This window comes from Acinetobacter sp. ANC_7635 (assembly GCF_056779945.1).
Genome location: NZ_JBWYIS010000010.1, coordinates 29468 through 51867, shown reverse-complemented (window position 1 = coordinate 51867; position 22400 = coordinate 29468). Strand labels below are relative to the sequence as shown.

20 protein-coding genes are annotated in these 22400 nt (G+C 40.5%); 7 read left to right on the top strand and 13 right to left on the bottom strand.

Features of this window, described 5'->3' with window-relative positions:
* Positions 1-25: 25 nt before the first annotated feature.
* The 3 genes from AC1M89_RS11155 (at position 26) to AC1M89_RS11145 (ending at position 2491) form a co-directional block, all read left to right on the top strand.
* Positions 26-472, top strand: coding sequence for an RrF2 family transcriptional regulator (locus AC1M89_RS11155; RefSeq protein ID WP_481592042.1), 447 nt, complete (start codon positions 26-28; stop codon positions 470-472).
* An 86-nt stretch (positions 473-558) separates the two neighbouring features.
* Positions 559-1413 (top strand): ribosome biogenesis GTP-binding protein YihA/YsxC, encoded by an 855-nt coding sequence (gene yihA, locus AC1M89_RS11150; protein WP_481592043.1) that lies wholly within the window; start codon positions 559-561, stop codon positions 1411-1413.
* A gap of 133 nt (positions 1414-1546) precedes the next feature.
* A complete protein-coding gene (locus tag AC1M89_RS11145; RefSeq protein WP_481592044.1) occupies positions 1547-2491 on the top strand; it encodes a metal-dependent hydrolase in 945 nt (314 codons plus the stop codon).
* A gap of 55 nt (positions 2492-2546) precedes the next feature.
* Here the strand turns inward: AC1M89_RS11145 and AC1M89_RS11140 are convergent, their stop codons facing one another.
* Positions 2547-3800, bottom strand: coding sequence for a dicarboxylate/amino acid:cation symporter (locus tag AC1M89_RS11140; RefSeq protein WP_481592045.1), 1254 nt, complete (start codon positions 3798-3800; stop codon positions 2547-2549).
* Positions 3801-3969: 169 nt separating this feature from the next.
* Positions 3970-4842 (bottom strand): acyl-CoA thioesterase, encoded by an 873-nt coding sequence (locus tag AC1M89_RS11135; protein ID WP_035265059.1) that lies wholly within the window; start codon positions 4840-4842, stop codon positions 3970-3972.
* A gap of 301 nt (positions 4843-5143) precedes the next feature.
* On the opposite strand from AC1M89_RS11135, the gene plsB reads away from it, so the two are divergent.
* A complete protein-coding gene (plsB, locus tag AC1M89_RS11130) occupies positions 5144-7717 on the top strand; it encodes a glycerol-3-phosphate 1-O-acyltransferase PlsB (RefSeq protein WP_035265057.1) in 2574 nt (857 codons plus the stop codon).
* Positions 7718-7753: 36 nt separating this feature from the next.
* Here the strand turns inward: plsB and AC1M89_RS11125 are convergent, their stop codons facing one another.
* Positions 7754-8551 (bottom strand): Rossmann-fold NAD(P)-binding domain-containing protein, encoded by a 798-nt coding sequence (locus AC1M89_RS11125; RefSeq protein WP_481592046.1) that lies wholly within the window; start codon positions 8549-8551, stop codon positions 7754-7756.
* Positions 8552-8604: 53 nt separating this feature from the next.
* Here AC1M89_RS11125 and recG point away from each other — a divergent pair, with 53 nt between their 5' ends.
* Both recG and AC1M89_RS11115 read left to right on the top strand, forming a co-directional pair.
* A complete protein-coding gene (recG, locus tag AC1M89_RS11120) occupies positions 8605-10650 on the top strand; it encodes an ATP-dependent DNA helicase RecG (RefSeq protein WP_481592047.1) in 2046 nt (681 codons plus the stop codon).
* 67 nt (positions 10651-10717) lie between these two features.
* Entirely contained in the window at positions 10718-11350 is a 633-nt protein-coding gene (locus AC1M89_RS11115; RefSeq protein WP_481592048.1) for a ComF family protein, read from the top strand.
* Positions 11351-11367: 17 nt separating this feature from the next.
* Here the strand turns inward: AC1M89_RS11115 and AC1M89_RS11110 are convergent, their stop codons facing one another.
* Together AC1M89_RS11110 and AC1M89_RS11105 are read right to left on the bottom strand one after the other, a co-directional pair.
* Positions 11368-11769, bottom strand: a complete 402-nt coding sequence (locus AC1M89_RS11110; protein ID WP_481586778.1) for an NUDIX hydrolase — start codon at positions 11767-11769, stop codon at positions 11368-11370.
* Complete coding sequence (locus AC1M89_RS11105; protein ID WP_481592049.1) at positions 11766-12365, bottom strand: LOG family protein; 600 nt, start codon at positions 12363-12365, stop codon at positions 11766-11768. The genes AC1M89_RS11110 and AC1M89_RS11105 overlap by 4 nt, the downstream gene beginning before the upstream one ends.
* Positions 12366-12520: 155 nt before the next feature.
* Here AC1M89_RS11105 and AC1M89_RS11100 point away from each other — a divergent pair, with 155 nt between their 5' ends.
* Positions 12521-13534 (top strand): CorA family divalent cation transporter, encoded by a 1014-nt coding sequence (locus AC1M89_RS11100; protein ID WP_035265042.1) that lies wholly within the window; start codon positions 12521-12523, stop codon positions 13532-13534.
* Positions 13535-13644: 110 nt separating this feature from the next.
* On the opposite strand, the gene AC1M89_RS11095 is transcribed toward AC1M89_RS11100, so the two are convergent.
* The 8 genes from AC1M89_RS11095 to dxs form a co-directional block, all read right to left on the bottom strand.
* On the bottom strand, positions 13645-13932 hold the full coding sequence (locus AC1M89_RS11095; RefSeq protein ID WP_481592050.1) for an STAS domain-containing protein: 288 nt from the start codon (positions 13930-13932) through the stop codon (positions 13645-13647).
* A 12-nt stretch (positions 13933-13944) separates the two neighbouring features.
* Positions 13945-14577, bottom strand: a complete 633-nt coding sequence (locus AC1M89_RS11090; protein ID WP_035265038.1) for an MlaC/ttg2D family ABC transporter substrate-binding protein — start codon at positions 14575-14577, stop codon at positions 13945-13947.
* Between the two features lie 19 nt (positions 14578-14596).
* The gene (gene mlaD / locus AC1M89_RS11085; protein WP_180028249.1) at positions 14597-15277 is read right to left on the bottom strand and encodes an outer membrane lipid asymmetry maintenance protein MlaD; all 681 of its coding nucleotides are present in this window, start codon (positions 15275-15277) and stop codon (positions 14597-14599) included.
* Positions 15277-16056 (bottom strand): lipid asymmetry maintenance ABC transporter permease subunit MlaE, encoded by a 780-nt coding sequence (gene mlaE, locus AC1M89_RS11080; RefSeq protein ID WP_481592051.1) that lies wholly within the window; start codon positions 16054-16056, stop codon positions 15277-15279. The genes mlaD and mlaE overlap by 1 nt, the downstream gene beginning before the upstream one ends.
* Entirely contained in the window at positions 16053-16871 is an 819-nt protein-coding gene (locus AC1M89_RS11075) for an ABC transporter ATP-binding protein (protein ID WP_035265033.1), read from the bottom strand. The genes mlaE and AC1M89_RS11075 overlap by 4 nt, the downstream gene beginning before the upstream one ends.
* A gap of 424 nt (positions 16872-17295) precedes the next feature.
* A complete protein-coding gene (locus AC1M89_RS11070) occupies positions 17296-19110 on the bottom strand; it encodes a DEAD/DEAH box helicase (protein WP_481596539.1) in 1815 nt (604 codons plus the stop codon).
* Between the two features lie 408 nt (positions 19111-19518).
* A complete protein-coding gene (locus tag AC1M89_RS11065) occupies positions 19519-20349 on the bottom strand; it encodes an inositol monophosphatase family protein (RefSeq protein ID WP_035265030.1) in 831 nt (276 codons plus the stop codon).
* 118 nt (positions 20350-20467) lie between these two features.
* Positions 20468-22372: a 1-deoxy-D-xylulose-5-phosphate synthase gene (dxs, locus tag AC1M89_RS11060; RefSeq protein ID WP_481592053.1), complete on the bottom strand. Its 1905-nt coding sequence runs from the start codon at positions 22370-22372 to the stop codon at positions 20468-20470.
* Positions 22373-22400 lie beyond the last annotated feature (28 nt).

The window sequence follows — 22400 nt, the reverse complement described above, 5'->3', positions numbered from 1 at the left end:
AATAAGCTATCTTTTATGACGATCTATGCAACTGAATAAATTTACCGACTATGCCCTGCGTATATTGATGTATGTCGCACAACCTCGTGACTTGCCTTATACCATTGCAGAACTGGCAAACCAATTGCAGGTCTCAGAAAACCACGCCATGAAAATCGTTCACTTTATGGCAAAACAAAATTGGCTAATGACCACTCGAGGCAAAGGTGGCGGTATACGTCTAGCCCCTCAAACTCTGAATATCTCATTAGGGACTTTAGTGAGAACACTTCAAGGCGATCAGCAAATTGTAGAGTGTCATAACCCACCATGCGTATTAAGAAGTGACTGTGGCTTAAAAGGCATTTTAGATCATGCAGTCAAACAGTTTTATCAGCATTTAGATCAATTTAAACTGAAGGATGTTATACCCACCTCAGGTACAAAATTCAATTCAGATTCACCCATTCCTTTCATTCAAGTTACACCATAGATTGACTCAATTCGATTGAGTATTCGCTTGCATGCGCGACTTCCTTTATAATAGCTGATTGTAAATTGAGTTATTGAAGTTGAGCTATGCATCACAGCAGAGGAAAGTCGAAAAACAGTAAGGCGTCAAATGCCCCAAAGCAAAAGATCAGCTATGAGAAAAAAGCCGATCCAGCGATTACTGAATATTCGGTTCAAGCGCTCAACTGGTTGCGCAAAGCCGAATTCTTAATGAGTGCACCAAAACTGAATTTATGTGTAGAAGACACAGGTTATGAGATTGCTTTTGCAGGTCGCTCGAATGCTGGTAAATCGAGTGCGATTAATGCATTAACCAATCAAAAACAACTTGCACGTGCGTCTAAAAAACCTGGTCGCACACAAATGATTAACTTTTTTAGCATGGGCAATGCCGAACAAAGATTAGTTGACCTTCCTGGATATGGCTATGCTGCTGTACCTGAAAGCATGAAAATCGTTTGGCAAAAAGAGCTTGAAAACTACCTCATTCATCGTGAAAGTTTACAAGGGCTTGTACTGTTAATGGACATACGACACCCTTTACAACATTTCGATGTTATGATGTTAGAATGGGCTTATTCACGTAAATTATTTGTCCATGTTTTATTAACAAAATCAGATAAGTTAAATCGTGGTCCAGCTTCCAAAGCATTGCAAGAAGTCAAAGCTCAATTAAAGAAAATGAAGCTTAACTTCTCTATCCAATTGTTCTCATCCCTCAATAAGCATGGTCTTGAAGAACTCGCAAGCGTTATTGCTGGTCGTTTAAATTTTACGCTTGAGCAGCCTAACGGATTTGATCTAAGTGCAATTCCTGAAGTAAGTGAATCAGACATCGATGAAGATTTTGATCATGTTATTCAAGAAGATGATGAATCACCAAGCGAAACAACCGAACTAAAATCCAACAAAGCCGAATAGTATCTACCCTACCGAATGGTTAAATCATTACATTCACTAATTGATATATCAATGTCCTCAAATGCTAAGGTTATTTGAGGGCATTTTTTTATACTGAAAAATGATAATCACAACAAAAATTCAGGAAAGTGTGATGAAATTATTGTCTCGATTAAGAAATAGTAAGATTGGATCTTCTATTGAGTATCACATCAAACCTCGTAAAGTTAAATTTGAGTGGGCGGATACACCAGTAGATTGGGTTCCAAATCAGCCTTTCGTTAGTTATTTTATCAATGAAATTAATAACATCTTACCAGCAGGCGAATTTTGGTTTTGTCGTCTGTACAACAAAGTTTTGCCGAAAATTACTGATGAAAAACTTGCAGAAGATGTGAAAGCTTTTATTCGCCAAGAAGCAATGCACGCTCAAGCACATAATTCAGCAAATAAAGAATATCTCAGCGCACGTCATATCGATATTCAACGTAACCTCGATATCATGGACTTTCTTTTTGGAAAACTTTTAGCGGATAAACCTTTAGGTCTAAACATCCCAAAAGCCTTAGATCATCAGTGGGATTTATTCAGATTAGGTATTATTGCTACTGTTGAACATATGACTTGTGTCCTCGGCAAATATGCCTTGTACAACAAAAAATGGGGTGAATTGGGCGCTGATGCCAATATGCTCGATCTCGTAAAATGGCATGGAGCTGAAGAAATTGAACACCGTACCGTTGCATTTGACTTATATCGTCATCTCGGCGGTGGTTATATTTCTCGCTATTATCAAAGTGTAGTTGTGATTGCTGCTGTATTAGGTTTATGGGTTGATGGGGCTGCTCATATTATGGGTCAAGACCCTCGCTTTAAATCAATTAAACCAGCTGTTTACAAACCTTGGATTTGGCGTGAATGGGCACGAATTGCCCAAAAAGACAATGGTTTACTACCTCACCCATTCTGGCTTGTTTCTCAACAACTCGGCTATTTAATGCCTTGGTATGACCCTGTTCATGAAGCAAAAACTGAAGATGCGATTAACTATCTAAATCAATCACCAGCAGCAGAACGCGCAGCACTGAAAGTTGCATAATGTATTTAATAAAAAAGCAGGGTGATCCCTGCTTTTTTATATCTGATCTAATCTTTTAAGCTGTATTTTTTTCAATGGGTTCATGATCAGGATTCGTGTAACGATCTACAACAACACTAATCATCATATCCCCCTGCACATTAACCACTGTTCTGACAGTATCTAACAAACGGTCAATCGGCAATAATATCGCGATTGCTTCTGCTGGAAGTCCAACTGATTGTAAAACCATAATCATGGTAACCATACCTGCGCTAGGTATACCTGGTGCCCCTAAAGATGCAATCATTGCTGTCGCACACACAATCAATTGTTGTCCTAACGTTAAGTCAAGCCCCATTAAATTCGCAATAAACAGCGCCGCCGCAGCCTCATATAATGCCGTCCCATCCATATTCAACTGTGTCCCGAGAGGGATCACAAATCCTGCAGTCTGGGGTCTTACTCCTAAATTTTCCTGAGCACACTTCATTGATAGCGGCATGGTTGCGGAACTTGAGCTGGTAGCAAACGCCGTAATCAAGGCTGCTCGTGTTCCCTTAAAAAATGTAATTGGATTCATTCTCCCGAAAATCCAGAGCAACAAAGGCAAAACAACAAGACCATGAAAGATGGTCGTTCCCGTGACTACTGCTGCGAATTCTGCTAATCGACTCAGAACGGATAGGTCCTCCGTCGCGATTAACTTTGCCAGTAACGCAAAAATCCCTATTGGTGCGAGCTTCATCACCCAACCAATCATCAACATCATGATTTCAAAAAATTGCTGACTCAACGCTTTCACTGTTTTAAATTTTTCACCACCTTTAACGAGAGCCACCCCAATTAAAAGTGCAAAAACGACAACGGCTAACACATTACCTTCAGCAAATGCTTTAAACGGGTTTATTAGTGTATTTTGGATAAAGTTGGTAAAAAAACTCGAGGGCGTCAAAGTATCAGGCGTCTGATGCTGATTCATGGTCTCTTGAAAAATGGTGATGTCTACACCCTTCCCGACCTCGAAAAGATGCGCACACGCAAGCCCCAAAATCAGTGCCAAAGTTGTGGTTGTGACACAACAAGCGAGGGTAATTTTCCAAGTTCTACCAAGTTGGCCACCAGTCTGTAGATTGGAAACTCCGACAACAATAGAACTAAAAATGAGAGGAATCAGTAATAGTTTAAGTAGACCAATAAAAATACTACTGGCAATCCCTAAGCCATATAAACTTCCGTTAAAAAATGCTGTATCAGGGAATACATTTAACAAGAAGCCAAAAGCCACACCTAGAATTGCAGCAATTAAAATTTGCGTATTTAGACTCATGTCCTGTGCTTTTCATTTTGATTTATTAGTCGCACTATGCCATGAGCGACTTCAAGAATCGATCATTTTTTCTTGTTAGCTTTGCAACCGAAACGAATAATTTATAAATACAAATATGAAGTAAAAAAGCCAAATCTGAAGATTTGGCTTGAAGCATAGATCAATTATCTTATTGCGTTTCGATTTCACGAATTCGAATTAGACCTTCTTGTACTGTACTACAGACCAATTGGCCATTTTGCCACATTCGTCCAAAGTTCAATCCTCTAGAACTTGCACTAATCGTTGCTTCCATGTCATAGAGCATCCAATCATCTACACGAAATGGTTTATGAAAGTACATGGTATGGTCAATGCTGGCACATTGTAAACTCGGTGAAATATAACTGAGTCCGTGTGGTCGTAGTGCAGTTGTCATCAAAGTAAAGTCTGAATAAAAAGCAGCGATCGCCTGATGTAATGCATTTTCATCTACATCATCAGCCAAACGATCGTGTGTACGAATATAGTGCGCGTAAGACGGCGCTTCAGGTTGTGGTTGGAATGGATTGACTGGCATTACAGGCTTAATTTCAACATGACGATCACGCATAAAGCTGGCACGCACATTCTCTGGTACGAAATCGACAATCATTTTCTTGAGTTCAGCTTCAGATTTTAGCCCATCTACTGGCGGGTATTCTGGTTCAGCAACTTGATAATTGAGACCCTCTTCTTGGTCTGCAAAAGATACCATACACATGAATATCGTCTTGCCATGTTGAATCGCACGAACTTGGCGACTCACGAAACTACGCCCATCTCGGATTCGATCTACTTCATAAATAATGGGTGCATTAACATCCCCACCAAATAAGAAATATGCATGCAATGAGTGTGCAGGGCGATCAGTTGTATATGAAGCAGCACGTAACGCTTGACCTAGAACTTGCCCACCAAAGACACGTTTGCCAACCAAATTTTGGCTTTTGCCTCTAAAAATGTTTTCTTCAAGTCTTTCTAGCGTGAGTAAATCTACGAGTTCTTGCGTGAGCTGATTCATATCGGACCTATATATTTCATTGCTACGACATTAAATTGGGCCTGTTGAATTTAAACAGATTTTCCAATTTAATGACTCAATCTTTATATTGCCATAATTTCCGAGTAAACAACTAAACTTTGCTTGACTATATTGTCATAAAACAAATTTGATATTTTGGCTAAAAATACGATTATTAACGAAAATTCATCCAAATTCTGTGCATTTTGTTAGAAAATGACATATTGTTTTGATCACAGATTTAAGAAAATAATTGCCTTCATTCGCGTCATGCGAAATTCGTCTTTGGCTAGGAGTATGTATGTCCAAGAATGGCTTTGGTCAAATGTATCGTCGACTTTCCAGTAAGTTGCTTGACCTCGTAGTAACACCGCATGTTCTTGGAGAGGTTCCTACTGAAACCCAACCTTCAACACCACCCACTGAAAATAATACGACTCACAAAAAAGTGGTGTGCTATGTATTACAAAATTACTCGCGTAGTAATGCGTTAGTGGTTGACGGCGAAACTCGTCGATTAAATCTCGCGCCAGCACTTGACCCACTCATGATCGGGGACCATAAAGAGAAAGCTGCTGTATTATTTTTACAACACCAAGATGAAACAAACTTACTTAATCCGCCACCCCATGCATTTCCACCTCGTCTCCTCAGATTGATCGAGATATTGGATAAGCATCCAGATACTGACATTGAACTTATACCTGTGACTGTATTGTGGGGCCGCTCACCGGACAAAGAAGATTCATTATTTAAATTGCTATTTACGGACACTTGGGCAACGCCAAGTACTGTTAAACAACTGATGAATATTGGTTTACATGGTCGCCAATCTTTTCTTGAATTTCATGAACCAAAATCACTGCGCGAATTGGTAGATTACGCACGTGTAACACATCCAAACTTGTCTCCTGCAACATATATCGTCAATCAACTCAATGATTATCTAGATCGTCAGCGTGAAGTTGTATTAGGTCCAGATTTGTCAGATCGTCGAAACGTGATGCAATCATTGATTAAATCTCAAGATGTTCAGGACGGAATTCGCAAAGAAAGTATTCGCTCTAAAATCAGTTTGATTGAAGCTGAGCGCCGTGCGATCGGCTACGTGAATGAAATTGCATCAGACTATTCTCATGCAACCGTACGTTTTGCAGAACAAGCCCTGACGCGTCTTTGGACTCAACTCTATGACGGCGTAGAAGTACATAATTTCAATACAGTTCGTGAATTAGCGAAAGACTACGAAATTATTTATACACCTTGTCATCGTAGCCATATTGACTACCTATTACTCTCTTATGTGATTTATAAGCGTGGGATGATGGTACCGTACATTGCTGCAGGTGATAACCTGAATATGCCATTCGTTGGACAGCTTTTACGTGGTGGCGGTGCATTCTTTATACGTCGAACCTTCCGTGGAAATGCGTTATACACCACTGTATTCAAAGAATATCTATACAGTATCCTATCGCGCAACACGCCATTAGAATACTTTATTGAAGGTGGACGTTCACGTACTGGACGTTTATTACCGCCGAAAACAGGTATGTTGGCAATGACTGTGCATAGTCATTTGCGTGGTCGTGCTAAACCTATTGTATTTGTCCCGACCTATTTTGGTTATGAACGCCTGATGGAAGGTGCAACTTACGTCGGTGAAATGAATGGTAAGCCTAAAGAGGCCGAATCTATCTTTGGTATTTTACAAACCTTAAGAAAGATTGAACGCATCTTCGGTAAAGTACACGTAAACTTTGGTGAACCCGTCTTCCTTGATGAGATTTTGAAACAGCATGGTGCTGAACATATCAAAATTGAGAAGAATGATGACCCGATTCCTCAAGAAGTTTCTGATGCAGTCAACACCTCAGCAAATGCAATTCTTGAAAATATTAACCGTGCTGCTGTTATCAACCCAGTTTCGTTATTGTCACTTATTCTTCTATCGACTTCCAAGCACACGCTTGATGAAGAGATTTGTATTAAACAGTTAGATACCTATCGCAATCTTCTAACAGCTTTACCTTATGATCATCGAGTTCAAATCACACCACTGTCTGGTAAAGAAATCATTGCTTATGGTTTAAAACTCAAGTTGATTAAGCGTGTAAAACATGTCCTTGGCGACATCATTGCGATTGAAGATGGTCAAGCAGTATTACTGACATATTTCCGCAATAATATTTTGCATGCTTATGTCTTGCCATCACTGATTGCTGCGATGGTCGAGCACAATGGTAAAATTTCACAGGGCGATTTGATTAATGTCATTCGTACACTTTATCCATTCTTGAAAGCTGAACTTTTCCTTAAGTGGAATACGGATGAGCTTAAAGAACAGATCTGTAACTATGTTCAAGGTCTGGTAGAAGCACAGTTGATTACGATTGATGAACATGGAAATTTATGTAGCCCTGCACCTAACTCTGAACAACACAATCAGTTAGTCGTGCTTGCTGCTCCAGTGAAGCAAAGTATTGAACGCTACTACATGACACTTGCCCTAATTACTCAACGTGGCTCTGGAAATATTACGACCAAGCAGGTCGAAGATTTAAGCCATCTATTAGGTCAGCGTTTATCTGTACTTTATGAGTTCAACTCACCTGAATTCTTTGATAAAGCGCTCTTCCAAAGTTTTATCAAAGTTCTGACTCAACAAGGCTATATCAGTAATAACGAAGAAGGCGCAATAGTCTTTGATGCACAATTCAAAGAGGTTGCTCAATATGCCAACTTGGTACTAGATGATGTAACCTTACAAATGTTGCAACATATCACTTCATTTAACGATGAAGAGCTCAAAGAAGCTTTGGATGCAGTTGCTGATCAACAAGCCAAAAAACGCTTAAAACGCAAGAAAAAATAGTATCTAAAACCCTCCCCAGCGAGGGTTTTTTTATGCCTAAATGAGTTCTCGATAATCCTTAAAAAATTGATTATGTTTCAATTTAAAACCAGTGCTTAACATTCGAGAGGCATAAATTTTCTTTCCATGCTGTGCCTCACTCAATAATTTTAATGGAAGGATGTTTAACTGCTTTTGGAACCACAGAATAATTTCATGTAATGGAATGGGTTGATTATTACTACAAATATAAGTTTTTTCTGGATGTTCCACGTGAAGTAAATGGACAAGAAAACCCGCTAAATCTTCGATATGAATTCGATTCGACCAATGCACATTGGGATAGGTCATTGTATTTTGAGCAAGCTGCATCATTCTCTTCACGGATACGCCATAAATACCAGTGGGTCTCACAATGATACATTGCTGTGGGAAGGCGTCTTGCCAAAGTTTCTCCATTGTGGCTAACACTAATGCTTTCTCATCTTTCGGATTGATCTCTGTTTGGTCATCAATCTCCTCCCCTTGATCTTGTCCGTAAACGCGTGTTGATGAGACAACAATAATCTTTTGGATGGGATGCAATGCCAGCTGATTTCTCATATGTGGAATCGCATCTATGAAAGCAGCTTTATACCCGTCTAGTGATGGGTCTTTGGGTGCAATCAACACGTATACTGCATCAATAGGCGACAATGTCGATAAATCAAGTTGGTGTATATCTTGTTGAAGATGCATAGCACCTGCTTGATCTTTCCTGCTTAAACTGACTGTGGTAATTTGATGTCTTTGTTGAAATAATTGTTTAGCAACATGTTGGGATGTTTTACCATAACCGATAAATAGAATATGCATGTAAGACCTATTCTCTAGTGTTATAAAGTCAATTTAAGCAAAGTTGAGGGGACATGACTGCAGTCCATCAGTTGCAAGGTGTAGGAAACGCCGCTGCCGCTTTACTCGAAAAATTAAATATCTGGAATACGGATGATCTTTTGTTTCATCTGCCTCGAGATTATGAAGATCGCAGTACTATTGTGCCCATGAATCAACTTCAAGTAGGTCGAAGCTATTTACTTGAAGGCACTGTCGCATCAATGGATATGCCGCCCGGTAAACGCAAATCCATGGCAATATTATTACAAGATGATTTTGGAAAAGTCACCTTACGTTTTTATCATATTTATAAAGCATTGATGGATCGCGCAAAGCCTGGAAATCGTTTAAGAGTGTTTGGTGAAGTCCGAGTAGGCGCTCGTGGCCTAGAAATGTATCACCCAGAAATTCAATTGATTACGGAGCATACCCCACTTCCAAAAACGCAGCTAACCGCAATTTACCCATCAACGGAAGGACTCACTCAACCTAAACTGCGCGAATATATTAAACAAGCTTTAGCACAACATGCCCATGATTTACCAGAACTGATTCCTGCAAAATTTACCAATGGGTATGCTTTAAAAGAAGCACTAGAATATATTCATCACCCTCCCACCGATGCCAATATGTTGCAACTGGCTGAAGGGCAGCATCCTGCGCAGCAACGTCTCATCTTTGAAGAATTAGTCAGTCATCAAATTAGTTTGTTGACTCGTCGTGCATACATTCAACAGATCTCCGCACCTGCATTTTCAGCCAGTCGAACATTTGCCAAACAACTTCTCTCCACACTTCCCTTTGAAATGACGAATGCTCAAAAACGTGTTTCAAATGAAATTGTGAAAGATCTTAAACAAAACAAACCGATGCTCAGACTGGTGCAAGGTGATGTAGGCGCAGGCAAAACCCTAGTAGCAGGCATTGCGGCATGTCATCCACTCGAAGAGGGATGGCAAGTTGCTCTTATGGCACCGACTGAAATCCTCGCAGAACAACATTATTTAAATTTTAAAAAATGGTTCGAACCACTCAGCATCCAAGTTTCTTGGTTATCAGGCAAACAAAAAGGGAAAGCACGCGCTGCTGCAGAACAGCAGATTAGAGAAGGCTCTGCCCAATTGGTCGTCGGCACTCATGCACTATTTCAGGATAACGTCCAGTTTCATAAATTGGGTCTTGTCATCATTGATGAACAGCATCGGTTTGGAGTTGACCAGCGTCTAGCATTACGAAATAAAGGGGCACAGGATACGACACCACATCAGTTAGTAATGACCGCCACCCCTATCCCACGTACGTTAGCAATGTCAGCGTACGGAGATTTAGATACTTCTGTGATTGATGAGTTACCCCCAGGGCGTACCCCAATCCAAACAGTCACTATTCCACTCGATCGTCGTGAAGAGGTCCTGCAGCGTATTGCGACAAACTGCGCTGAAGGTAAGCAGGCTTATTGGGTCTGTACATTAGTGGAACAATCAGAGACGTTAGATGCCCAAGCTGCTGAAGCGACTTATCAGGAGATTAAAGAACGCTTTCCGCACCTCAATATTGGTTTGGTTCATGGCAAAATGAAAGCTGATGAAAAACAAGCTGTCATGCAACAGTTCAAAGACAATCAATTACAACTGCTGATCGCAACAACTGTGATCGAAGTTGGAGTGGATGTACCAAATGCATCCATCATGGTCATTGAAAATGCGGAGCGACTGGGTCTATCTCAACTACATCAATTAAGGGGGCGTGTGGGTCGAGGTGCTAAAGCAAGTTTTTGCGCATTATTGTATAAAAGTCCTTTATCGCAGAATGGACAAGAGCGTTTACGCATTATGCGTGAAACCAATGATGGCTTTTTAATAGCAGAAAAAGATTTGGAAATCCGTGGCCCAGGCGAACTGTTAGGAACGAAACAAACTGGAGACATGGGCTTTCGCGTGGCTAAATTGGAACGTGATGACCATCTGTTAACTCAAGCGCACTATGTCGCGACTCAAATTTTAAAAGATTACCCACATCAAGCGGATGCTCTTCTTAAACGATGGTTACCAGAAGCACCTAGATATGCGTATGTTTAATATGTTCCTTAATCAACGAGCTCAGCTATAATCATAGGTACTCACAATAAAAATAACTTGAGCCATGATGCTGAGCCCTATTCATAACCTCTATCACACATTATTATCACGACGCGCTTGCCAATTATGTGGATTCTCTCCAACTCAAACCCACAGATTATGTGATGACTGTTGGACAATGCTCCCATGGAAAAGCCCTTCACTCATTCATCGACATGAAAGAAATATTTATGCTTGTTTCGACTATAGCTTTCCTATAGATCGCATTATTCACTTATTCAAATATGAACAACAACTTCATTATCAAACTTTTCTAGCACACACATTGCTAGAACTTAAACTGAAACGTTTTCAAGCGATTGTACCTATGCCTATTTCAAACGAGCGCTTGAAAGAGCGTGGTTATAATCAAATGATGGTCATCGGAAAAATGCTTTCCAAAAAACTGCAAATACCCATTTGGCAGCCAATTGAACGTTCAGCACAACACTCACAGAAAGGCTTAACACGTGTAGAAAGAATCGAGGATATTCAATCTCAATTCAAACCAATACGTTCAGAAAAAGGAAAGTTTAGAAATATCCTGATTATTGACGATGTCGTGACCACAGGGAGTTCAGTCAATGCGTTGGCCAATGCACTAGAAAAGCTCGGCTGTCAGAACGTTCAGATCGCATGCATTGCAGCCGCAGAATATTGACACAGTCACTTTAAGTTTTAATTGGCATTAAAATGCTGCCTACACCAAGGAATCACGATTTCTCGAGTTAACGGTGCTAAAGGCGTAGCATCATCATCTAAATCGATCCATTTCATTTCAGCAATTTCTGCATGAATATGAGGCTCTTGTTTAAGCTGAACTCGATAGAGATAACTAATCAACTGATGATCCGCTTCATTTGCAGCTTTGGTTTCAAAACGACCTATATATTGATCTATTACTGCCTCAGCGCCAATTTCTTCTTTAATTTCTCGCAGAATCGTGTCCTCAGAAGGCTCATTCTCCTCTAACTTCCCACCAACTTGCATGAAAAACTGGGTATTCTTTTTTCGAACCAACAACAACTGCTGATCCTCATTGGAAATAATCGCTGCTGCGACAGTAATGACTTTGCTCATGTATCTAGTTTCACCAAATCTTCTCGATCTTGGACACCCCATTTCGGTTGTGGTGCCTGATAAGACTCGAATTTTGACACAATATCCTCGATTGAAGTTGAATTGATTAATGCATTGGTAAAGCGAGCTCGAGTAAACTCTTGATCTGTCGTATGTTGAATGAATTGTAATAGAACATCATAAAACCCGTTAATGTTTAAAAATGCGCAAGGTTTAAGATGAATACCGAGTTGCGCCCATGTCCATTGTTCAAAAATTTCTTCAATTGTTCCTGCACCACCCGGTAAGGCAATAAAACCATCCGACAAATCTGCCATCAGCGTTTTACGCTCATGCATACTGGTAACAACGTGAAGTTCAGTCAAATTTGGATGTGCTAATTCACGATCCACCAATCCTTGTGGAATCACGCCAATGACCTTTCCACCAGCCTCTAATGCACTATCCGCAACAATCCCCATTAATCCTGAACGACCGCCACCATACACCAAGTTCTTGCCTTGTTGCGCTAAATATTTCCCTGTTTTCTTTGCTGCATCAGCATAAACAGGATCGGAACCTAATGTTGAACCACAAAATATTGCAATAGAATTCATTTAAAATTAGCCTTAAGTTTTTATAACAACAATTAAAATGATATGTTCTGTGTTTTTTAACCTAATTAATGATGGAATCAGTTTTTTTTCATGGCATCCTTGTCTAAAATACACCCATCGTTCACACACAAACTGCGCAAGGGAGAAAAGATAAAATGCTTGAAGCCTTTTATGCCACAGAGCGCGGTAGTCTAGAAGATGCAACGATCAATGGTGGGTTTGATTTACACCCTGAATTGGTTTGGATCGATTTAATTGCACCCTCTCAAGATGAGCAAGAATGGGTTTTAGATGCCTATAAACAAAATCTTCCAACACTAAAATCATTAGAAGATATTTCTTCATCTGCACGATTCTACCGTGATGATGATGGCATTTTACATATCAGTACGTATTTTTTAACGAAAAATAAAAACTACCAAGTCGATGGTGACCCTGAAGAGTCATCCAATATGCTAGGAACGGTTCAAACCGTTGCATTTATTTTACATAAAGATCGACTATTTACTTTACGTGGTGAAAAGCTCGTTGCTTTCCGTGCCTTTCGAGCACGTGCTCGCCGTAATGATTACGACATTGACTATAAAGATCCGACTTGGATACTTTTGGGTTTACTCGAAGCTAAACTCGATGAGCTTGCGGATATCTTAGAAGATATCCACAAGGATCTAGAACTCTACTCTACAGAAGTATTGAATGTTCGCCACCGTGAACAAATTCTTGATCTCGATGATATGATTACCCGTCTTGCTCAAAAAGAAGATATGTTGGGTAAAGCACAACTCTGTTTGATTGACTTACGCCGCGTTCTGACCTTCTTAGCAAGACCTCGTGCCTTAGGCAGTCATATTTATGATGCTGATATTCGAGAACTCAGTGAGGATGTTCGCTCATTAGTAGAACATGATGCATTCTTGTTCCAAAAGGTTCGATTCCTATTGGATACCACTTCGGGTTTCATTAATACTGAACAGAATGATACGATTCGTCGATTCTCGATTTTACCTAGCATGCTTGCTCCCCCGATGTTGGTGGCCAGTATTTATGGTATGAACACTGATGTACTGCCCTTTGCTCAAGGAACGACGAGCTTTGTTGTTGTCAGTCTGATTATCCTAGTATTCTTATTTGGACCACTGATTTATTTTAGATGGAAAAAATGGATTTGAGCACGCTTGGATGTTGTGTTTTTTAAACAACGTATGAAGTACCTTCTGTTGAGTAAATTACTATTTTAAAGCGATAAAAAAGCACCCTAAGGTGCTTTTTTATTTTTCAATCAAATCAATTTTAAATCATTTTCTAAATGGCAAGATTGAATGATTTTCATCATTTTTTCTGGCACAGATTTAAACTGTAAACTCGATATTCCAGGTGCTTGACGCAATAAACGCACTAAAACAGCTAGCGCCAGAGTACTACCATGTTCAAGACCTGATAAATTTACAGTAAGTGGAAACTGCTTTGCCTGCTGAATCAACATTAAACCTTGTTGATAATACTGTTCAGCATTGTCGAAACTAATTTTTCCAGAAACTATAATTTCTTGATCTTTGAGTGAAATCACAATTGTTCTCTGTTATTTTTTCTCAACTGCAGCTTCAGCATCAGGCTTAAAGTTTGCAATTGCTTTATTGATATCGCCACCATTACGCTTCACAGTAGCAGCAAACTGATTACGGAATTGCAAACCTAAGTCAATTCCAGAAACGTTGATATTGCGAATCTTCCACTGATCACCTTTATCAGCCAATTGGAACGATACAGGGATCTTCTCACCTTTGTTAATAAAATCAATCGTTACAACAGGGTTTTTAGTGTTAGATGCTTTATAGGGACGAATTGTATATGTCTGATTAGAAAACTTAGAGAAAGCACTACCATAGTTTTCAATCAATGTTTCACGGAAGTTCTTCTCAAACTGTGCGCGTTGAGCAGCATTACTATATTGATTCGTCGCATAAGTTCCCATCACGATACGAGTAAATGATTGCGAATCAATATATGGATCTAAATTTTGACGAACAATTGCGCGTACCGCAGCAGGGTTATTTTGTAACTTAGCTTGGTCTGCTTTTAAACGTGAAATTAAGCCATCAGCTACTTTTTTGATAAATGCAGGAGGAGTCTCCGTAGGTGCAGCAAATGCTGTACTCGCAATCATCGTCGATAAAACGCTAACAGTCAGTGTTTGCTTGACGAACGTATTCATTTATTTTTCCTCTATTTAATCATTCAACAAAAGAAGCAGTTTCATCTGTGAACTCCACAGTTTCTGCATCTGATGAACCATTTGAATCTTTTTTCGCAGCTGAATCACCAGCACCACCTGTCACAAATTTAGACACTAAGTCTTCAATTTCCATTGTGCTTTGTGTGTTGCCAATTTGATCACCACGTTTTAAATAATTTAAACCACCACCTGGAACAATTTTGAGATACTTCTCGCCCAGTAAGCCATTTGTCGCTACCATAATGTAAGCATCTTCATCAATATTGGTGATGGAGTTCATGTTAGCGATCAGTTGCTTTTCCATTTCTTTTTGTTGCGATGGCGTCGCAGCTTCATAGTCACTGCTATAACGCAACTCTTCTAAAGCACCTTCTTGCACAGTTTTAAGTTGTTCATCATTGAAAGATGTCAGCTCACCATCTAAATTAATTTTCACTGTTGCAAGACGTGTTAACGGATCTAATGTGATTGACTCAACTTCACCAACTTTTACACCGCTCAGTGCAACTTTAGCACGTGGTTTAATACCATTCACATTATCAAAAGTTGCGGTCATGCTATAACTGTCTTTTAAATTTGTCCCAGCTAAGCCACTTACTTTCATTGCCAAGAAAAATAATGCACAACCAAATAGAATCACGAATATTCCAACTGCGAGCTCACTCGTACGTGATTTCATTACACACCTCCAAACATGACCGCAGTCAAAACAAAATCAAATCCTAAAACACATAGTGATGAATACACTACCGTTCTTGTTGTTGCTGTCGCAATGCCTTCTGATGTAGGCTCGCATGAATATCCCTGATATACGGCAATCCACGTACAGATTAAAGCAAATACAAAGCTTTTGATGATCGTGCCATTAAAGACATCTTTATAAAATTGAACGGCACTTTCCATACCACTCCAATACGAACCTTCATCAGCACCTAAAAAATCCACACCGACCATTTTTCCGCCCATGATCCCCACAGCAGCAAAAATTACGGCAAGCATAGGCAAACTAAATATACCCGCCCATAAACGTGGTGAAATAATGCGTTTAAGTGGATCAACACCGATCATTTCCATACTAGACAATTGCTCAGTCGCTTTCATCAAACCAATTTCGGCGGTTAAAGCAGATCCTGCACGCCCCGCAAAAAGAAGTGCAGCAACCACTGGCGCAAGTTCACGCAACAAGGTCAACGAAACTGCTGCACCAAGCATCGCTTCACTGCCGAAAGTGACCAAAATGCTATACATCTGTAAACCCAAGACTGCACCTATAAACAGCCCTGACACCACAATGATAAGCAATGATAATACGCCAACACGATACATTTGATAGATAAAGAGTTTGACTCCAATCCAAGTCGGTATCGAAAATAAAATTTGAACTAGCATAATGGCTGCAACGCCAATACCTTGAACACGTTCTATAACGCGTCTACCTAGTGAGGCTATCGCATTCATGTACGCACCTCATCACTTAAATATGCTTGATGACTAAATTGATAATCCACAGGACCTTCGACCGAACCTGTTAAGAATTGACGGACGAAAGGCGAACTATGATTCTTTAACTGATCAGGTGTGCCCTCGCCTTGTACTTTACCTTCCGCAACCACATAAATGTAATCTGCGATCGATAATGTTTCAGCAACATCGTGAGACACGATAATGGTCGTTAGGTCTAACGCTTCTCGTAAAGAACGAATCAATCGGGTTAAAACCCCCATTACGATGGGATCCTGACCAGCAAATGGTTCATCGTACATAATCAAATCTGGATCTAGTGCGATTGCACGAGCTAACGCCACACGGCGATTCATCCCCCCTGAAAGCTCAGAAGGCATCATTTGCTCAGCGCCACGTAATCCCACAGATTCGAGTTTTAAAGCGACCAGTTCTGCAATCAAATGTTCAGGCAATTGAGTATGGGCGCGGATAGGGAAAGCTACATTTTCATAGACAGTCATATCAGTGAAAAGCGCACCACTCTGAAAGAGCATCCCCATACGAGCACGAGCTTTAAACAATTCCTGACGACTCATTTGGCTAATATTTTTACCATCCAACAAGACCTCGCCTGCATCAGGTACAAGTTGCCCCCCAATGAGTCTAAGAAGCGTGGTTTTCCCCGTCCCTGAAGGCCCCATAATGGCAGTAATTTGACCCTTACGAATCTTTAAATTGACTTGGTCGTAAATAACACGATCACCACGATTAAAGCTTAAATTTTTTACTTCGATCAACGCTTGCTCATCGATTTGTATTTGATTATTCATAGCTGAGCGTGTTCCTACAATTTTTCAGCTTGCATACTATACTCTGAAATAACTGAATTTAAATGTTATTTATAAAATACAAGGTTAAGCGGACATTGTAGCATTATTGATCATTTTTATTAATTTTGCTTATAGAAAGATGTGTTTTATTTATGAAACAATGATTTGAAATTATTCTTTTTTATAAATTTATAATGTGATACTAAAAAAGTAATAGGCAAGATTAAGTAATACCAATAAAAAGAACACGTACATCATGATTGCACCAACATTCATTTGCTTCGTCTCAATCATTATAATCTTATTATTCATATTTTACATTTACCATAAATAATGTGAACTTATTCACTTTTATTCTAACAGATTTTTTTATATGAGCAATAAAAAACCAGCCCGAAGGCTGGTTTTTATTTAGCTTTACCGATTAGTCGTTAAATTTACGACGTGGGCGATCGCTATTGAATTCACGCTTTGGACGGTCATCACCAAATGTACGTTTTGGACGATCAAAACCACCTTCACGACGTGCTGGACGGTCACCGAAATCACGTTTTGGGCGGTCACCAAAACTGTTTTCACGAGGTTTATAATCTACACGGTTACCACGATTGTCATCGTTAGAACGAGGGCGATCACCGAAATCACGCTTTGGACGATCATCAAATGAACGTTGCGGACGGTCACCGAAATCGCGACGTGGACGATCTTCGCCATTAAACTCACGACGTGGACGGTCATTGTTAAACTCGCGACGTGGACGATCTTCACTATTGAATTCACGACGTGGACGATCGTTGTTGAACTCGCGACGCGGACGATCTTCGCCATTAAATTCACGACGTGGACGGTCGTTGTTAAACTCGCGACGTGGACGATCCTCACCATTGAATTCACGACGTGGACGATCTTCACCAAACGAACGGCGTTCGCCATCACGGTTACCTTCGCGACGTTTGAAGTTTGATTCACCTTCAAAACGACGACCACCACCGAAACCACCACGGCCACGGCCTTCACCACCACGGCCACGACCGCGACCAGCGCCATCACGACTACCGCGTGCTGGAGGTGGAGATGGCTCAAGACCTTCAATTTCAGAAACTTCTAGACGTGCATCTAAGTAGTCTTCTAAAGCACGAATTTTACCACGTTCACGGTAAGTCGCTAATGTGATTGCTTTACCAGTACGACCTGCGCGACCTGTACGACCAATACGGTGTACATAATCTTCGTTCTTCATTGGAAGACCAAAGTTAATCACGTGTGAAATTGTTGGTACATCTAGACCACGTGCTGCAACATCAGTTGCAACTAAAATTTTTGCGCGACCTTCACGGATGCTGCGCAAACGACGGTTACGTACAGTCTGTGGCATTGCACCATGAAGTGCTACAACTGAAAGACCAGCTTCAGACAGTTCTTCTGCAAGCATATCTGTATCTTCTTGCGTAGAAGCAAATACAACAGCTTGATCAAGATCTTCTTCATTTAACCAATGTGTTAAAAGCTTTTTCTTGTGCTCAAAACCATCAGTCCAATGTAAAGTCTGAGTGATGTCAGTATTCGTCGTGTGACCAGTTTCAATCGCAATACGTTCTGGTTCATTCATCATACGTTCTGCCAACGTAATAATACGTGGTGCGAAAGTCGCAGAGAACATTAATGTTTGATCACGGTTACCCGCTAAATCACTGATCGCCTCTAAATCTTCAGAGAAACCAAGATCAAGCATACGGTCTGCTTCATCTACGATTAATGATTTAACTTTGTCCAATTTGATTTGTCGACGGTTTACAAGATCAAGTAAACGACCTGGAGTCGCTACAACAACTTGTGCACCTTTTAATTGTTGGATTTGTTTACCAAAAGGCATACCTCCCATAATCGCAGCAATACGAACACCTTTCATGTGACGTACAAATGCAATCGCATCTTGGCTGACCTGTTGAGCCAATTCACGTGTTGGGCAAAGTACTAAAATTGTAGGTGCAGTTACAGCACGCATACGCTCTTTGAAAGAAAGCAACGTATCTTCACTACCCGCTAAAGCGTGAAGTGTAGGTAATAAGAATGCAGCAGTTTTACCAGAACCTGTTTGGCTTGATACTAAAAGATCTTTACCATCTAAAGCAGCAGGAATTGATTGTTCCTGAACAGGAGTAGGCGATGTAAAGCCTAATGCTTGTAATGCTTGTTGAAGTGATTCGTGTAGTGGAAAATCAGCAAAAGTTTTGCTCATAGAGTTTTTCACCCGAAAATTGGGTGCTCCATTAAATAAAGTCTGATGGACATCGGCAAAAAGCGGTACAGCAATAATCGCTGAAAATATAGAATCAGCGGCGATCCGAGAACGACGATGCGTATAACGCACACATGATTACAGCCTGAACCTGAAGGAATCGCTTTTAGCGATTGGGTGGGGCGCGAAATAATGTCCTCTCTTTGGACCGGACGCGCATACACAATATAGAAGAGAAATGTTCAGGTAATGAACGAAATTTAGTGCGTGCGCGGAGTATAACAGATTTTTTTATAAAGTCATTAAGTTTAATTGCTTTTTGGTGCATTCAAGTACAAATATTCAAATTTATCATGTTTTGGACATAAAAAAGCTCCCAGTTAGGGAGCTTTCATAAATTTGATCTGCTTATTTAGCAGCAGCACCCCAAGCTGGGACAACTGCTTGCATCAATGGTTTCAATAATTTCATAGAACAAGCCAAGACTTGACCATTTTCCATTGAATTTGAACCACCGCGCGCATCAACTACTGTACCACCAGCCTCTTTAACAATTAGCTCACCCGCTGCGATATCCCATGGTTTCAAACCAAGTTCGAAATAACCATCGTAACGACCAGCAGCAACATAAGCTAAGTCAAGTGCTGCCGAACCTAAACGGCGGAATTGAGCACCTTGCTCAGATACTGCCAACAAAGAATCGAAGTGATTTTTTGCATAAGAAACTACTTCGCCATCGCGTTTAGCACGATATGCATGACCAACAGCCAAGAATGTACGATCTAAACTATCTTTTACATTCACACGAATACGACGTTGGTTCATCATTGCACCGCGACCGCGACTCGCAGAGAACAATTCATCTTTGATTGGGTCATACACAACACCGTGTTGAGTCACGCCTTTGTGTTGAACTGCAATAGAAATACAGAAGTGTGGGACACCATTAATGAAGTTTAAAGTACCATCTAAAGGATCGATCACCCAACACCAATCAGCATCGTGACCTTTACCTTCTTGCATACCAAACTCTTCACCAAGGAAGCTGTGATTTTTATAGCTTTTGCGCAAGATATCGATCGTCAATTCTTCAACATAGCGATCAACGCGAGTCACAGGACCTTCGATACCTTTTTCTTCAACTTGCAGATCAAGTTTATGACGATTCTGATGCGCTTTTAAAAGCTCTTGACCAACTGTTTGAGCCGCACGCGCAGCCATCACCACCATAGGTTCCATTGAACACCCACTACAAATTTGAAGATACTGATAAAGAATAATGCATAAAAGCGCCGACATTTTATCAAATATCGGCGCTTTTAGGTAAAAAATGTTTCTAAAATTTTATGACTTGTATTTAAACCACCTGTACAAGCTTTAACCAAGCTTGTTGAATTGAAGATTGGATACCTTCTGCATCCAATCCACAATCTTTAAGCATCTCACCATGACTGGCTTGTGCTAAGAATTGATCAGGTAAGCCTATGTTCAAAACTGGCTTGAGAATGTGTTCGGCCATTATAAATTCATTCACAGCACTTCCAGCACCACCCATGACTGCATGCTCTTCAACCGTTACAAAAAGTTGGGTTTGATCTGCATATTGTCGAATGATTTGACCATCTAGGGGTTTAACAAAACGCATATTCAAAACGCGTACTGCAACATCCAATTGATCAACTAAAAGCTGAGCAGCATTTTCTGCAACACTCACGCGGCTACCGAAAGCTAAAATAGTAATCACTTCTTCGGCTTTTACATTCAGCTCCAAAGTTAACTCAGCTTTACCAATTTCAAGCGCTGTCAGTTCTTTTTGAATTTCAACACCTAAACCATTTCCGCGTGGATAACGTACTGCAGCAGGACCCGGGTGCAAATAAGCGGTATGTAGCATTTGACGGCATTCATTTTCATCTTTTGGTGCCATAATCACGATATTCGGAACTGTACGCATAAATGCGTAATCATATGCACCAGCATGAGTTGGTCCATCCTCACCTACTAAACCTGCACGATCGATACCAAATGTGACATCAAGGTTTTGTAATGCCACATCATGAATGAGCTGATCATAACCACGCTGTAAGAAGGTTGAATAAATTGCCACTACTGGTTTTAAACCTTCACATGCCATACCAGCAGCTAAGGTCACTGCATGTTGTTCTGCAATTGCCACATCAAAGTAACGATCAGGATATTGTTTGGCGAATTGCACCATACCTGAACCTTCACACATGGCAGGTGTAATGGCTAACAACTTATCATCCAACTGGGCTTCATCACACAACCATTGCCCAAAAACATCAGAATATTTGGGTGCTTTTGTTGAAGCTGATGCAGCATTTAATTTAGCAATTGCGTGATATTTTATTTGATCTACTTCAGCAGGTGCGAAGCCCTTACCTTTCTTGGTATAGATATGAATTAAGCGCGGCCCCTTACGTTTTTTTAAGGCACTAAATACATTAACAAGTTCATCGACATTATGACCATCGAATGGACCAAAATAGTCAAATCCAATCGCTTTAAATAAGTTATCTGCAGCCTCTGTAGCAGCACAATGTAAGCGTGAAGTGTAGTCCCACTCAGGATAATCCCGAATAAATGGATTACCCTGCTCATCAATGTGTACAGATTGCCCTTTTTCCCAAATAGCAGCCAAATGTTTTGCAAAACCACCCGTGCTACATGAAATCGACATATCATTATCGTTCAGTACCACCATGAGATCAGCATTATGTGCAACAGCATCATTCATGGCTTCGAATGCCATCCCTGCTGTCATTGCACCATCACCGATAATTGCAACCACTTCACAAGGATCTTTTTGATAACGACGAGCTAAAGCCATTCCCAAACCCGCTGAAATAGCAGTTGATGAGTGGCCCACACCAAAAGTATCAAACTCAGACTCTTCACGAGCGGGGAACGCCGCTAAGCCATTTTTTGCACGAATTGTTGTTAGTTGCTCACGACGTCCAGTCAAAGCTTTATGTGGATATGCTTGATGACCCACATCCCAAATAAGACGATCATGTGGTGTATTGAAACAATAATGCAAAGCAACAGTTAATTCGATTACACCCAGATTGGCACCGAAATGCCCACCACTTTGTCCAGCAGCATACAAAATAAATTGACGTAGCTCGTCCGACACTTGACTCAATTGTTCTTTGGCTAGTTGACGCAATTGCATTGGATGATCAATCGCATCCAACAAAGGCGTAACAGGACGTTGACTAGGTATTTCGGTATACAACATATGTGGCAATGCCTTCTAAAGCCTGGCA

Excerpts from the sequence above, each read along its gene's own strand:
- yihA (WP_481592043.1), top strand. The coding sequence starts at position 559 with ATGCATCACAGCAGAGGAAAGTCGAAAAACAGTAAGGCGTCAAATGCC.
- AC1M89_RS11110 (WP_481586778.1), bottom strand. The coding sequence starts at position 11,769 with ATGAGCAAAGTCATTACTGTCGCAGCAGCGATTATTTCCAATGAGGAT.
- mlaE (WP_481592051.1), bottom strand. The coding sequence starts at position 16,056 with ATGAATGCGATAGCCTCACTAGGTAGACGCGTTATAGAACGTGTTCAA.
- AC1M89_RS11070 (WP_481596539.1), bottom strand. The coding sequence starts at position 19,110 with ATGAGCAAAACTTTTGCTGATTTTCCACTACACGAATCACTTCAACAA.
- recG (WP_481592047.1), top strand. The coding sequence starts at position 8,605 with ATGACTGCAGTCCATCAGTTGCAAGGTGTAGGAAACGCCGCTGCCGCT.
- AC1M89_RS11115 (WP_481592048.1), top strand. The coding sequence starts at position 10,718 with ATGCTGAGCCCTATTCATAACCTCTATCACACATTATTATCACGACGC.
- AC1M89_RS11155 (WP_481592042.1), top strand. The coding sequence starts at position 26 with ATGCAACTGAATAAATTTACCGACTATGCCCTGCGTATATTGATGTAT.
- AC1M89_RS11135 (WP_035265059.1), bottom strand. The coding sequence starts at position 4,842 with ATGAATCAGCTCACGCAAGAACTCGTAGATTTACTCACGCTAGAAAGA.
- dxs (WP_481592053.1), bottom strand. The coding sequence starts at position 22,372 with ATGTTGTATACCGAAATACCTAGTCAACGTCCTGTTACGCCTTTGTTG.
- AC1M89_RS11090 (WP_035265038.1), bottom strand. The coding sequence starts at position 14,577 with ATGAATACGTTCGTCAAGCAAACACTGACTGTTAGCGTTTTATCGACG.
- AC1M89_RS11075 (WP_035265033.1), bottom strand. The coding sequence starts at position 16,871 with ATGAATAATCAAATACAAATCGATGAGCAAGCGTTGATCGAAGTAAAA.
- AC1M89_RS11065 (WP_035265030.1), bottom strand. The coding sequence starts at position 20,349 with ATGGAACCTATGGTGGTGATGGCTGCGCGTGCGGCTCAAACAGTTGGT.
- AC1M89_RS11145 (WP_481592044.1), top strand. The coding sequence starts at position 1,547 with ATGAAATTATTGTCTCGATTAAGAAATAGTAAGATTGGATCTTCTATT.
- AC1M89_RS11140 (WP_481592045.1), bottom strand. The coding sequence starts at position 3,800 with ATGAGTCTAAATACGCAAATTTTAATTGCTGCAATTCTAGGTGTGGCT.
- AC1M89_RS11125 (WP_481592046.1), bottom strand. The coding sequence starts at position 8,551 with ATGCATATTCTATTTATCGGTTATGGTAAAACATCCCAACATGTTGCT.
- plsB (WP_035265057.1), top strand. The coding sequence starts at position 5,144 with ATGTCCAAGAATGGCTTTGGTCAAATGTATCGTCGACTTTCCAGTAAG.
- AC1M89_RS11100 (WP_035265042.1), top strand. The coding sequence starts at position 12,521 with ATGCTTGAAGCCTTTTATGCCACAGAGCGCGGTAGTCTAGAAGATGCA.
- mlaD (WP_180028249.1), bottom strand. The coding sequence starts at position 15,277 with ATGAAATCACGTACGAGTGAGCTCGCAGTTGGAATATTCGTGATTCTA.
- AC1M89_RS11105 (WP_481592049.1), bottom strand. The coding sequence starts at position 12,365 with ATGAATTCTATTGCAATATTTTGTGGTTCAACATTAGGTTCCGATCCT.